The organism is Ancylobacter sonchi, assembly GCF_018390695.1.
GTDB classification, from domain to species: domain Bacteria; phylum Pseudomonadota; class Alphaproteobacteria; order Rhizobiales; family Xanthobacteraceae; genus Ancylobacter; species Ancylobacter sonchi.
This window is the reverse complement of sequence record NZ_JAHBGF010000046.1, coordinates 431,522-444,892: the sequence shown is the minus strand read 5'-3', so window position 1 is coordinate 444,892 and position 13,371 is coordinate 431,522. Positions and strand designations below refer to the sequence as shown.

Annotated in this window: 8 protein-coding genes; 2 read left to right on the top strand and 6 right to left on the bottom strand. The window is 70.0% G+C overall.

What is annotated here, in order from left to right; all coding sequences use genetic code 11:
* Nucleotides 1-226: 226 nt before the first annotated feature.
* The 4 genes from groL to KHC28_RS27620 all read right to left on the bottom strand — a co-directional run bounded on the left by groL (nt 227) and on the right by KHC28_RS27620 (nt 4,376).
* On the bottom strand, nt 227-1,861 hold the full coding sequence (gene groL / locus KHC28_RS26220; protein ID WP_214011313.1) for a chaperonin GroEL: 1,635 nt from the start codon (nt 1,859-1,861) through the stop codon (nt 227-229).
* Nucleotides 1,862-1,950: 89 nt separating this feature from the next.
* Nucleotides 1,951-2,247: a co-chaperone GroES gene (groES, locus tag KHC28_RS26215; protein WP_214011312.1), complete on the bottom strand. Its 297-nt coding sequence runs from the start codon at nt 2,245-2,247 to the stop codon at nt 1,951-1,953.
* Between the two features lie 270 nt (nt 2,248-2,517).
* Nucleotides 2,518-3,021, bottom strand: a complete 504-nt coding sequence (locus KHC28_RS26210) for a phasin (RefSeq protein WP_214011311.1) — start codon at nt 3,019-3,021, stop codon at nt 2,518-2,520.
* A gap of 278 nt (nt 3,022-3,299) precedes the next feature.
* Nucleotides 3,300-4,376: a phasin family protein gene (locus KHC28_RS27620; RefSeq protein ID WP_246565192.1), complete on the bottom strand. Its 1,077-nt coding sequence runs from the start codon at nt 4,374-4,376 to the stop codon at nt 3,300-3,302.
* A 286-nt stretch (nt 4,377-4,662) separates the two neighbouring features.
* Here KHC28_RS27620 and KHC28_RS26200 point away from each other — a divergent pair, with 286 nt between their 5' ends.
* Complete coding sequence (locus tag KHC28_RS26200) at nt 4,663-7,572, top strand: ATP-binding protein (protein WP_214011310.1); 2,910 nt, start codon at nt 4,663-4,665, stop codon at nt 7,570-7,572.
* A gap of 42 nt (nt 7,573-7,614) precedes the next feature.
* On the opposite strand, the gene KHC28_RS26195 is transcribed toward KHC28_RS26200, so the two are convergent.
* Entirely contained in the window at nt 7,615-9,417 is a 1,803-nt protein-coding gene (locus KHC28_RS26195) for an AsmA family protein (protein ID WP_214011309.1), read from the bottom strand.
* A gap of 275 nt (nt 9,418-9,692) precedes the next feature.
* On the opposite strand from KHC28_RS26195, the gene KHC28_RS26190 reads away from it, so the two are divergent.
* Complete coding sequence (locus KHC28_RS26190) at nt 9,693-11,660, top strand: acetoacetate--CoA ligase (RefSeq protein ID WP_214011308.1); 1,968 nt, start codon at nt 9,693-9,695, stop codon at nt 11,658-11,660.
* Here KHC28_RS26190 and KHC28_RS26185 read toward each other — a convergent pair whose 3' ends face one another.
* The gene (locus KHC28_RS26185) at nt 11,661-13,349 is read right to left on the bottom strand and encodes an ABC transporter permease (protein ID WP_214011507.1); all 1,689 of its coding nucleotides are present in this window, start codon (nt 13,347-13,349) and stop codon (nt 11,661-11,663) included.
* Nucleotides 13,350-13,371 lie beyond the last annotated feature (22 nt).

Sequence of the window (13,371 nt, the reverse complement as noted above, 5' to 3'; positions counted from 1 at the left end):
CGCCGCGCCAAAAAGAAAGGGCGCCGCTCGCGCCGCGCCCTTCCCTATGTCCGACTGCTGGACTTCGACCGGAAGTCCATGCCGCCATCCCAAGCCTGGCTTGCCCAGCTTGGGCACGTAAAACCGTGTGGGCGATTTGGACTTCGACCGGAAGTCCATGCCGCCACTCCAAGCCGGGTTTGCCCGGCTTGGACACGTAAAACCGCGTGGGCGGTTTGGACTTCGATCAGAAGTCCATGCCGCCCATGCCGCCGCCCGGCATGGCCGGGGCCGCAGCCGGCTTCGGCAGGTCGGCGACCATGGCCTCGGTGGTGATCAGCAGGCCGGCCACGGAGGCGGCGTCCTGCAGCGCGGTGCGCACGACCTTGGCGGGGTCGACGATGCCGGCCTCGATCATGTCGACGAACTCTTCGGTCTGGGCGTTGAAGCCGAAGTTCTGGTCCTTCGATTCCTGCACCTTGCCCACGACGATGGAGCCTTCCACGCCGGAATTCTCGGCGATCTGGCGGATCGGCGCCTCGAGGGCCTTCAGGACGATCTTGATGCCAGCCTGGATGTCGGCATTGTCCGAAGACAGCTTCTCGATGGCCTTCTTGGCGCGCAGCAGCGCGATGCCGCCGCCGGGGACGATGCCCTCCTGCACCGCCGCGCGAGTGGCGTTCAGCGCGTCGTCGATGCGGTCCTTCTTTTCCTTAACCTCGATCTCGGTGGCGCCGCCGACGCGGATCACCGCGACGCCGCCCGCGAGCTTGGCGAGGCGCTCCTGCAGCTTCTCGCGGTCATAGTCCGAGGAGGTCTCCTCGATCTGGACCTTGATCTGCGCGACGCGACCCTCGATGTCCTTCTTCTTGCCGGCGCCGTCGACGACGGTGGTCTTTTCCTTCTCGATGATCACCTTCTTGGCGCGGCCGAGCATGGCGAGCGAGACGCTCTCAAGCTTGATGCCGAGCTCTTCGGAGATCACCTGGCCGGCGGTGAGGATCGCGATGTCCTCGAGCATGGCCTTGCGACGGTCGCCGAAGCCCGGCGCCTTCACGGCCGCGACCTTCAGGCCGCCGCGCAGCTTGTTGACGACGAGGGTCGCAAGGGCTTCGCCCTCGACGTCCTCGGCAATGATGACCAGCGGCTTGCTCGACTGCACCACGGCTTCGAGAACCGGCAGGATCGCCTGGAGGCCCGAGAGCTTCTTGTCGAAGATCAGGATGTAGGGATCGTCGAGGTCGACGATCATCTTCTCGGCGTTGGTCACGAAGTACGGCGAGAGGTAGCCGCGGTCGAACTGCATGCCCTCGACCACTTCGAGCTCGGTCTCGGCGGTCTTGGCTTCCTCGACGGTGATGACACCCTCGTTGCCGACCTTCTGCATCGCGCCGGCGATCATCTGGCCGATCGAGGCATCGCCATTGGCGGAGATGGTGCCGACCTGCGCGACTTCGTCGGAGGACTTCACCTTCTTGGCGCGCTTGACGATGTCCTTGATCGCCTCGGCGGCGGCGAGGTCGATGCCGCGCTTCAGGTCCATCGGGTTCATGCCGGCGGCCACCGACTTGGCGCCCTCGCGGACGATCGCCTGGGCCAGCACGGTGGCGGTGGTGGTGCCGTCACCGGCGAGGTCGTTGGTCTTCGAGGCCACTTCGCGCACCATCTGGGCGCCCATGTTCTCGAACTTGTCCTCGAGCTCGATCTCCTTGGCGACGGTGACGCCGTCCTTGGTGATGCGCGGGGCGCCGAAGCTCTTGTCGATCACGACGTTGCGGCCCTTCGGGCCGAGGGTCACCTTCACCGCATTGGCGAGGATGTCGACGCCGCGCAGCATCTTCTCGCGCGCGTCGCTGGAAAATTTAACTTCTTTGGCAGCCATGGGGCTCACTCCTGAATGGATGTCGGTGCCGGCAACCCTGCCGCCTCAGCGGGCGCGGGGCATGCCGGTCGGGACGCGGGCGGCCGATGTCAGCCGACGATGCCCATGACGTCGGATTCCTTCATGATGAGGTAATCGGTGCCGTCGAGCTTCACCTCGGTGCCCGACCACTTGCCGAACAGCACCTTGTCGCCGGCCTTCACGTCGAGCGGGACCAGCTTGCCGGCTTCGTCGCGGGCGCCGGGGCCGACAGAGACGACTTCACCCTGCGAGGGCTTTTCCTTGGCGCTGTCGGGGATGATGATCCCGCCGGCGGTCTTCTCTTCAGCGTCGATGCGCTTCACCACGATGCGGTCGTGCAGGGGACGGAACTTGAGCTTGGCCATCGGTGATCCTCGGCTATTCCTCTATGGCGCCGGCACGGCGCCGGCATGACGCCCGCCTGGCATGACGCCCGCTTGGCAGGCCGGCTGGCACTCAGCAAAAGCGAGTGCCAAAGCCGCAGCCGAGATAGGCAGGCCATGAGGCGGAGTCAAGGCGAGGACCGGGACGGCGCGCGAATTCCCGCATCCGGGGAAACCGTCCCGCTCGGACGCGAAAAGGCCCGGCTCGCGGGTGCGGGCCGGGCCTTTACGATGCCGGATGGCACGAGGGCGTCAGGACGCCTTCTTGATGGACTTCTCGACCGAGGCCTTGATCGGCTCGGCGGTCTCGTTGGCGACTTTCTGGGCCAGCACGGAGAGGTCCTTGGCCTGCGCCGAGAGCACGTCGAACTGCTTGCGCAGGTGGCCGGTGGAGAGTTCCACCGCCTCGGACAGGCTCTTGGTGCCGAGCAGGGCGCTGAAATAGTCGAAGGTGGAGTTCACATTGGCGCGCAGGGCTTCCAGCGCCAGCGTGTTGTATTCGGCGACGCCCTTGGAGGCGGTCGAATAGGTGTCCTCCAGGAGGTCGGTGGTCTCCTCCGCGTGGGTCTTCATCTTCTCATAGGCGTCGCGAGCGTTCTGCACGCCCTTCTCGGCCATCTCGCGCACCGCGGCGGGCACTTCGAGATTGGGCATATCGAATTTCGGCATGTCGAATTTCGGCAGCGCCGCTTCGAACGCCGCGGTGGCGGCCTTGGCGGTCTTCTTCGGGGTTGGGGTGGCAGCGGCCTCGGTCATGGGTTTGTCCTCGCGTTCACGGGTGCTCGATGAAGTTGCCCGGTCCGGCCCTCGGCACGGATGGGGGGCGGCGCTCGGAAAACGCGAGCGGGGAAGTATCCGCCCTTTCCGACTTCGCATCGTTTATTTGTGCATTGCAATATCATATTGCAATGCACAATCAACCCGTCTGCGCGGATTTTTTTGATCCACTCCCCGGAGGGTGCTCCCAGCGGACTAACGTCACCGGCGCCGTAATGTTGCACGGCACCATGACAAAGGCCCCACCAAAGGGGGCCTTACCCCTGCGCGGTGGGGGTGGTGGATGCCGGCGGCACGCTGGCGGCTTCAGCGGCCGGCGCGGTTTCGGCAGGCGGGACCACGGCCGGAGCGGCGGTGGCCGGCGAAGCAGCGGCAGGGGCGGCCGCGCGGGGCTTGCGCGCGCCGGCGGACGCCTTGGGCGCCGCGGCTTTCTTGGGCGCCGACGCTTTGGCAGCGGCGGGGGCCGGAGCGGCCGGCACAGCAGGAGCAGCGGGCGCCTTGGACGCGGCGCCATTGGTCGCAGCAGTCACAGCGCCCTTAGGGGCAGCAACCTTGGGGGCAGCAGCCTTGCGCACGGCAGCCTTGGGGGCAACCGCCTTGGGCGCGGCACTCTGGGCCGACGGCGCTGCGGCAACAGCAGCGTTGGCGGCCGGCGGAGCCGCCCGCTTGGCTACCCCGCGCCGGGTCGCCGCAGGCTTGGGCGCTGCCACCGCTTTGACGGCCGGCACCGTCGCAACGGGCGCAGAAGCCTTGGCGACGGCAGGCGCCGTGCTGGCAGCCTTTACTTCGGGCGCATCGGCGGGCTTTGCCGCGACGGGCTTGGCCGTGGCCTTTGCCACCGGCTTGGCGGCAACGGGCTTCGGAGCAACTGGTTTTGCCGGCGCGGGCCGCGCCGCCGGGCGCAACGGGGCGGCGGCCCTCGCGGTCGTGCGCGCCGCACGGGACGGCCGGGACCGCTCGGTGGGGCGGGCGGCACCATCCTCGGCGCCGGCAAAGCCGGCCTTGGACAGAACCCGTGCCTGCTCGCCGAGCCGTTGCGTCTGCTCGGCCACGAAGGCCGCGTTAAGCCGGTTCCATTCCTCCAGCGAGCCCGCCCGCGCCAGCCGCGCGACGAAATCGAAGACGGCGGCGATGTTTGTCTCGGCGAAATCCACCGTGGTCCGTCCGAGGTCGCGGGCACTCTGCTGCGCCGCATCCACCCGCCGCTCGACATCGCTCAGCGCCTTGTGGGCGGCGCCGAACAGGTTGTCGACGGCGGTGCGGGCCTGGCCCACCCCCTGCTCGGCGAAATTCCGCAAGTGGTTCGGAATGTCCAGCTTGGGATCCTGGGCCATCGGCGTCCTCCCGGAGGTGATGACTTGCATCATATCGCCGTCTGCGCCCACGTCCATGCGCAGCGGCACCTACGACTAAAGTATCGTTTGCACTGCGAAAGGCAACCGGAATCAGGACCCCGCCTTGGTCGCATCCGGTTAACCGCGAAACGCGAAGCTGCCTCGCGAGCCGGCCGGCACCATGGCGCGGGGCCGCCGGCAGCCTTATGATCGCGGGGATGGAGGCCGCCCGCCGGCGGCATTCCGGTTGTTTTCTCGTCCCGCGCGGAGCGTACAGTTCGGCTTCATGACGACACCGACCGACGGACATGACGCGGCAGGCGCCGGCGGAATGGCGGCGCTGCTCGCCGAGCCCCGCATCGCGGCGGCATTGGCGGCCGCGGCACCGGCGCTGCTGGTCGACGCCGCCGGCCGCCTGCTCGCCGGCAATGCGGCCGGCCGCGCGCTGGTCGGCGCCGCCTCGGTCACTCCCACTGCGGCCGATACGGCGTCGCTTCGGCTGGCCCGCGATCTCGCTGGCCTCGCCGCCCGCAGCGCTTCCGCCCGCGCCACCGCCGGCCATCGGCTGGAAAAGCTGCGCCTGCCGGCACGGCTGACCCCGGTCACCGTCGCCTGCACGCTGATCGGCGCCGGCGCCCGGCGCGCCATCCTGCTGGTCGCGCTCGATGTCCCGGCAGCCCCCCCCGCCCCGTCTCTCCAGGTGTCGGCGCCCGAACAGACCCTGGCGCCCGAATCCACCGTCCCGCCGCAGGCCGCCATTGCCCTGTCGGTCCCGCCGGTCGCGGAATTGCCCCCGACGAAAGCAGCGCCCGTGGAAGCGGCGCCGTCTCCCGGGCAGCGCTTCACCTGGCGCACCGGCGACGATGGCCGCCTCGCGCCGGTCGATGCGCGGCTCGGCGCCCTGCTCGGCCGTCCGGCTCAGGACATCGCCGGGCGCAGCTGGGCCGAGCTCGGCGCGCCGCAGGCGCATGACGCCGTCATCGCCGGGGTGAGCTTCACCCATCTGCCGGTCGAGCTGCCGGGTGTGCGCGGCGAGACGCTGCGGGCCGAGCTTGGCGGCGCGCCGCTGCGCGAGGGCGGCATGCGCGGCTTCGGCGTGCTGAAGGACGGCGCCGCCGTGCCGATGCCCGCCGCATCCGGCCTGTCGCCGGTCGAGGCGCAGCCGACCGCCGCTCCGCCCGCTGCTCCGATCTCTCCTGCCGCCACGCCGACGCCCACCGCCCCCACGACGGCCGCACCGATTGCTGCCGAAGCCGAGGCCCCCCTCCCGGTGGCTCCGCCCTCCCCGGTTCCGCCGGCAGCGACGGCTCCCGCCGCGCCGGAGCTGCCGCGCCCGACCCTCAGCCTGGTGCCGCCGATCCCGAACGTCGTGCCGCTGCGGGCCGGCGAGACCGGGCGCGCCGACGGCAACCGTGGCGACGCGGCGCGCGCCTCCTGGGAAGGTCTGTCGACCGGCGAGCGCAACGCCTTCCGCGAGATCGCCCGGGCGCTCGGCGCCCGCATCGAGGGCATGGATGTCGATCCGGCCGATGCGCCGGCGCTCGACGGACAGGAAACGGGCGAGCCGGAGACGGATATCCCCGCAACCGACGCACCGGTTTCCGCGGCTCCCCCGCCCGAGCCGCCTGCCCCGCCGCCGCAGGCCGTCGAGCCCCCGGCTCCGCCGCCCTCCGTCGAGCCCACCATCGAGCCCGCCCGCCCGGAAGGCCTGCGCCGCAGCCTCTCCGACGCCGAGCGCCCGGTGCTCGACCGGCTGCCGGTCGGTCTGGTCGCCTGGCGCGGCGACCGGCTGCTCTATGCCAACCGCACCTTGCTCGACTGGACCGGCTATGCCGATACCGTCGCGATGCAGGCGGCAGGCGGCCTCTCCGCGCTGTTCGGCAGCCCGGCCCCGACCGAGTGTGACGACGGCGCGGCGCTGTCGATCCTGCCGCGCGCCGGCGCGCCGATCGCCGTCGAGGCGCGGCTGATGTCGGCGCCGTGGGACGGCGCCCCGGCCATGCTGCACCTGCTGCGCCGCCTCGGCGAGCCGGCGGACGAGCGGCTGCGACAGGCCGAACTGACGCTGCGCCAGTCCGAGGCCACCGCCCGGGAGCTGCGCTCCATCCTCGACACCGCCACCGATGGCGTGGTGCTGATCGACGCGCAGGGCGTCATCCTCTCGATGAACCGCCCGGCCGAAGCGCTGTTCGGCTTCGATTCCGCCGAGGTGCAGGGCGAGAACTTCACCCTGCTCTTCGCCCCCGAGAGCCAGCGCGGCGCCGTCGACTATCTCGACGGGCTCGCCTCCAACGGCGTCGCCAGCGTGCTGAATGACGGACGCGAGGTGATCGGCCGGGTGCGCGAGGGCGGCCTGATCCCGCTGTTCATGACGGTGGGCCGGGTCGGCGAGGATTCGAGCAAGTTCTGCGCCGTGCTGCGCGACATCACCCAGTGGAAGCGCGCCGAGGAAGAGCTCACCGAGGCCAAGCGCCTCGCCGAGCGCGCCAACATGGCGAAGTCGGATTTTCTCGCCAAGATCAGCCATGAGATCCGCACCCCGCTCAACGCCATCATCGGCTTTTCCGAGGTGATGATGGAGGAACGCTTCGGGCCGGTGGAGAACCAGCGCTACCGCGACTATCTGCGCGACATCCACGCCTCCGGCGGCCACCTCATCTCGCTGATCAACGACCTCTTGGACCTGTCGAAGATCGAGGCCGGCAAGCTCGATCTGTCCTTCACCAGCGTCGCGCTCAACGAGATCGTCCAGCAGGGCATGGCGATCATGCAGCCGCAGGCGAACCGCGAGCGCATCATCATCCGCTCCTCGCTCGCCGCCGACCTGCCGCCGGTGGTGGCGGATGCGCGCTCGATCCGGCAGATCGTGCTCAATCTCGTCTCGAACTCGGTGAAGTTCACCCGGCCCGGCGGGCAGGTGATCCTGTCGACGGCGCTCACCGCGCAGGGAGAGGTGGTGCTGAGGGTGCGTGACACCGGCATCGGCATGTCGGAAGCCGACATCGCCATCGCCATGGAGCCCTTCCGGCAGATCGTCACCTCCGGCCAGTCCGGCTCGGGCGGCACCGGGCTCGGCCTGCCGCTGACCAAGGCGCTGGCGGAAGCCAACCGCGCCTCCTTCTCCATCCGCTCGGCGGTGGATTCCGGCACGCTGGTCGAGATCACCTTCCCCTCGACCCGGGTGCTGGCGGAATAGCACCGGCCGCGCGCAATCAAGCCTTTCCGCCAGCGGAAAGGGTCAGGGCGTCGGCGCCAGGATTCCCGTCGCCTCCATACGCGGGCCGAATAGCGGGCGCGCCGCGCCGGAACGGCGGATCAGCGCCTGCGGGTCGGGCAGCAGCAACGGGTCGTCCCAGTCGCCGCGCACCACGAAGGGCAGCTCGAACGGGCTCGCCTTGCCGCTGGCGTCCTTCAGCATGGCGGTGCCGGCGAGGTCGAGGTCGCGCGCCAGCAGCGAGGCGGTACCGGTCATGCGCACCGCGAGGCGCGTGCTGTCCATCGAGAAGGCGGTGAGGTCGGCGACGCCGCCGGTGATGGTCGCCTCCGCCGCGACGGTGTCGAAGGCGGTGCGGCCGCCGCGCAGATTGCCGACGCCGGAAAGCGGCCGCTCGGCCAGCCGCGACAGGATGCGCGCCGCATCGATGCCGACCAGCGCGCCAGCGCTGCCTTCCAGCCGGAAGCTGCCGTCGAGGCTGCTGACGATGCCGGCGATGTCGGTACCGGTGCCGGTGGCGGTCAGGCGGAACGAGCCGGTTCCCTCCAGCCGCTGGGTACGGAACAGGTCGCCCAGTGCCTGGGCCAGGGCGACGTCCTCGCAGGCGAACTCGACCCGCACCTCGGTGCCGGCCGCCGCCGGCGCCACCTGGGCGGAGGCGCGGAAGATGCCCTGCCAGCCCTCGGCCTCGCCGATGGCGAGCGACAGCTTGCCGCCCTTCACCACCGCGCTGGCGGCGAGGCGCTCCAGCTTGGCGCCGGCGGAGCGTACCTCGCCGGCCGAGAGCCGCAGATCGAGGTCGAAGCGCCCCAGCCGCTCGGTGTCGAGCGCGTCGCGGCTCCAGTTGCGGCCGTCGGGCGAGGCGAGCACCAGCTGGCCATAGGGCGCGAGATCGAGCGTGTCGGCGGCGAGCGAGCCCTGGATCTGCGGGCGGCCCTCGTCGAAGCGCAGGTTGAAGCCGCCCTCGCTGACATTGCCGTCGAGTTCGAGCCGCACCCGGCTCAGCGAGGCCGACTTGCCGGAATAAAGCATGTCCGCCTTGAGCGCGAAGGGGCCGAAGCCGCCCTCGGTCGGCGCGTCGAGATCGAGCCAGTCCAGCGCCGCGCGCGCCGAGCGTGCCGCGACATAGACCGCGCCGTCGCCGGAGAGCCCGGAGGCGAAGCCGAAGCTGCCATCATAAGTCAGGTCGCCGAGCGGTCCGCTGGCGGAAGCGCGCAGCCGGGCCGGTCGGTCCTGCGCGAGCGCGGAGAGCTGCGAGAAGGCGACGTCGACATCCATCGGCTGGTCGTGCCAGATGAAGCCGCCGTCGAGAGTCAGCGAACTGCCGCCCCGCCAGCTTATGGTGGCGTTCATCCGCGCCGTGGTGGTGAAGTCGCCGTCGTCGTCGGCAAGCCGCAGCAGGCCGTCCATCACCCGGATCTCCCCGGAGACGGTGCCGGCGCCGATGCGGCGCAGCAGCCCGGCCAGCATATCGCTGTCCGAGACGCGATCGGGAATGGTCAGCGCCGGGTTGGCGAGCGCGATATAGTCGGCACGGGCGGTTCCAGTGACCAGCGGCAGCAGATCGAGCACGATGCGCAGCTGCGGCACGCTCAGGGTAATGCCGTCCTCGCGGCCGACGCGCACACGCTCCATCTCCAGAGCCGGCCAGGGTAGCACCGTGAAGCGCACCGGACCGTCAATGGTGGCGTCGAGCCCGGTGGCGGCGTGCATGACGCCGAGCGCTTCGGCCCGCAGCCGTTCCTGCGAGGCGAGCTTGGGAGCCACGGCGGCGCCGACCACCACGAGGAGCAGGGGCAGCAGCAGGATCGCCAGCAGTTTTCTCATCGCGTATCGCCACAACCCCGTCGGCATTCCGCCTGCTGTGCCTGCTCGTCCATTTCAGCCCGACGAACCGCCCCTCCCGTCGTAGACCGGCTGGGAACTGGCATAAATCCAATCACCGGCACACTGCAACATCCTGTTCCTCTGTGTCTGTTTCATGGCCTGACAAGTTGTGGACCGGGCGCTATGAATTCGCCGGGCACGGCAAACACTCGACAAAAGCCGGCCGACCACCGCCAATGGACCGTCGCTGCTGGAAGCCTGGGAGGGCATGCTTGATGAGTGCGGACTACGATCTGCCGCTGTGGACGCCGAGCGAGGAGCGGGTCGCCCGCACCGCCGTCGTCGCCTTCATCCGCACCGTCAATGAACGCCACGGCACCCGCCTGGCCGATTACCGCGACCTGCACGCCTGGTCGATCTCCGAGCCCGCCGCCTTCTGGGAGCTGGTATGGGAGCTCGGCGAGGTGATCGGCGAACGCGCCGGCCCCGCGCTCGTCGACGGCGACAGGATGCCCGGCGCGGTCTTCTTCCCGCAGGCGCGGCTCAACTATGCCGAGAACCTGCTGCGCCCGCGCGATCCCGCGAGCCTCGCCCTCGTGTTCCGCGGCGAGGACAAGGTGGAGCGGCGCGTCAGCTTCGGCGAGCTCACCACCCTGGTCTCCCGCCTGCAGCAGGCGATGAAGGCGGCCGGCGTCGGCGTCGGCGACCGGGTGGCGGCGACCATGCCCAACCTCCCCGAGACCATCGCGGTGATGCTGGCGGCGACCTCGCTCGGCGCCATCTTCTCCTCCTGCTCGCCGGATTTCGGCGAGCGCGGCATTCTCGACCGCTTCAGCCAGATCGCGCCCAAGCTCTATGTCGCGGTGGACGGCTACTGGTACAATGGCAAGCGCGTGCCCATCGGCGACAAGCTGAAAGCCGTGGTGCCGCATCTGGCTAGCGCGGCGAAGACGATCGTCGTCCCCTATCTCGGCGAGGCGGAGGAGGTGGCGGCGGGGCTGCCGAACGGCATCTCCCTCGACGCCTTCATCGCCCCGTTCGCCCCGGCGCCGCTTGCCTTCGAGCGGGTGCCGTTCAATCACCCGGCGTTCATCCTGTTCTCCTCCGGCACCACCGGGGTGCCGAAATGCATCGTGCATGGCGGCGGCGGCACGCTCCTGCAGCACATCAAGGAGCACCGGCTGCACTGCGACCTTCATCCGGGCGACCGGCTGTTCTACTTCACCACCTGCGGCTGGATGATGTGGAACTGGCTGGTCACCGGCCTCGCCAGCGACCTCACGCTCTGCCTGTTCGACGGCTCGCCCTTCGCGCCGGCCCCTTCCGTGCTGTTCGACTATGCCGAGCAGGAAGGCTTCGCGCTGTTCGGCACCTCGGCGAAGTACATCGATTCGCTGCGCAAGGAGGGCCTGCGCCCGGCCGACACGCACGACCTCTCGAAGCTGAAGGCGATCACCTCCACCGGCTCGCCGCTGGCGCCGGCCGACTTCGCCTATGTCTATGAGGCGATCAAGCCGGACCTGCACCTCGCCTCGATCTCGGGGGGCACCGACATCGTCTCCTGCTTCGTGCTCGGCGATCCCACCTCGCCGGTCTATCGCGGCGAGATTCAGGCGCCCGGCCTCGGCATGGCGGTGGAGGTGTGGTCGGACGACGGCAAGCCGATCACCGGCGAGCGCGGCGAGTTGGTCTGCACCCGGCCCTTCCCCTGCATGCCGGTGATGTTCTGGAACGATCCCGAGGGCACCAAGTATCACGCGGCCTATTTCGAGCGGTTCGACAATGTCTGGTGCCATGGCGACTTCGCCGAATGGACGAGCCATGGCGGCATCATCATCCATGGCCGCTCGGACGCGACGCTGAACCCGCAGGGCGTGCGCATCGGCACGGCGGAGATCTACGCCCAGGCCGAGCAGGTGCCGGAGATCCTGGAGGCCATCGCCATCGGCCAGGAATGGGACAACGATGTGCGCGTCGTGCTGTTCGTGCGGCTGAAGCCCGGTGTCGCCCTCGATGCCGATCTCGACAAGCGCATCAAGACGCAGATTCGCGTCGGCGCCTCGCCGCGGCATGTGCCGGCGAAGATCGTCGCGGTGGCGGACATCCCGCGCACCCGCTCCGGCAAGATCACCGAACTCGCGGTGCGCGAGGTGGTGCATGGCCGCCCGGTGAAGAACACCGAGGCATTGGCAAACCCGGAAGCGCTGGAACTGTACCGCGACCTGCCGCAACTGGCCTTCTGATCAGCCGGCATCGAGAGCCTGGCGCGGCCGAGACAGCCGCGCCAGCAGCATTACCGGGATCAGCCCCACCACCACGATCAGCAGCGCCGCCAGCGCGCCGTCCTCATAGGAACCGCGCGCGGCCTCGCCATAGACCTGGCTGGCCAGCGTCTCGAAATTGAGCGGGCGCAGCATCAACGTCGCCGGCAGCTCCTTCATGCAGTCGACGAACACCAAGAGCGCCGCCGTGCCGAGCGCCGGGCGCAGCAGCGGCAGGTGAATGCGCCGCACCACACCGCCGGGCGCCTGTCCCAGCCCGCGCGCGGCCATGTCGAGGCTGACGCCGATCTTCTCGTAGCCCGCTTCCAGCGAGCCGACCGGAATGGCGAGGAAGCGGATGACATAGGCGATGATCAGCGCCGCCCCCGAGCCGGAGACCAGCAGCCCGGTCGCCGGGCCACCCAGCGCCTGCACCGCGCTGGAGACGAGATTGTCAAAGCCGGCGAGCGGCACCAGCAGCCCCACCGCCAGCACCGTGCCCGGCACGGCATAGCCGAGCGCCGCGATGCGCAGCATGCCGATCCGCCGCACCGTGCCGGTGCGTGCCGCCACCGCCAGCAGCAGGCCGCAGCCGAGCGCCAGCACGGTGCCGATGCCGGCGAACAGCGCGGTGTTCAGCACCTCCGGCAGCAGCGTCTCCGGCAGGCCGCGAAACAGGAAGCGGCCATAGGCGGCGTGGACGAGATGGCCGACCGGCACGAGGAAGCCCAGCGTCACCGGCAGCAGGCAGGCGAGGAAGGCGAACGCCGCCGCGCCGGCGGAGAGGTCGCGCCGCATCGGCGGGCGGGCGCGGCTGCCGACATTGGCGTGGCTGATGTGCCGCCGCCCCCAGCGCTCCAGCAGCACCAGCCCGATCATGATCGCCAGCATGAACAGCGCGATCTGCGCCGCGCCGGGCAGGCTGGAGCGGTTCAGCCAGGTGGAATAGATCGACAGGGTCAACGTCTGCACGCCGAGGAATTCCGAGGCGCCGATGTCGTTCACCGTCTCGAACAGCGCCAGCGTCACCCCGACCGCGATGGCCGGGCGGGCGAGCGGCAGCGCCACGCGGAAGAAGGTCGCCGTCGCGCCATGGCCGAGCGTGCGCGCCGCGTCGAGAGCCGAGGCGGTCTGCACGAGAAAGGCGGCGCGGGCCGGCAGGTAGACATAGGGGTAGAGTACCAGGCCGAGCAGCACGATGCAGCCCGGCAGGTTGCGCACCTCCGGCAGCGGCAGGTCGCGCGGGCTGGTCATGCCCAGCATCGCGCGGATCGCGGTGGGCACCGGCCCGAGCGGATGCACCGCGTCGACATAGACGAAGGCCTGGATATAGGTCGGGATGGCCAGCGGCAGCAGCAGCGCCCATTCGAACACGCCGCGGCCGGGAAAACGGCACACCGCCACCAGCCAGGCGGTACCGGTGCCGATTGTGCCGGCAAGGATCCCCACGCCGGCGACCAGGAGGGCGGTGTCGGTGATCGCCGTCGGCAGCACGTTACGTAGGATGTGCGGCCACAGATCGCCGGTTCCCTGGGCGGCGGTAGCCACCAGCGCCGCGAGCGGCAGCGCCACCAGCCCGACAATGGCGAGCGCGCCGAGGCGCATCAGCCCGCCGGCGGCGCCGGTGATGCCGGAGACACTGGAAGGCCGGGTTCCGGCCGGGGAAGACATCGCCACGGGCAGGGCTACTCGC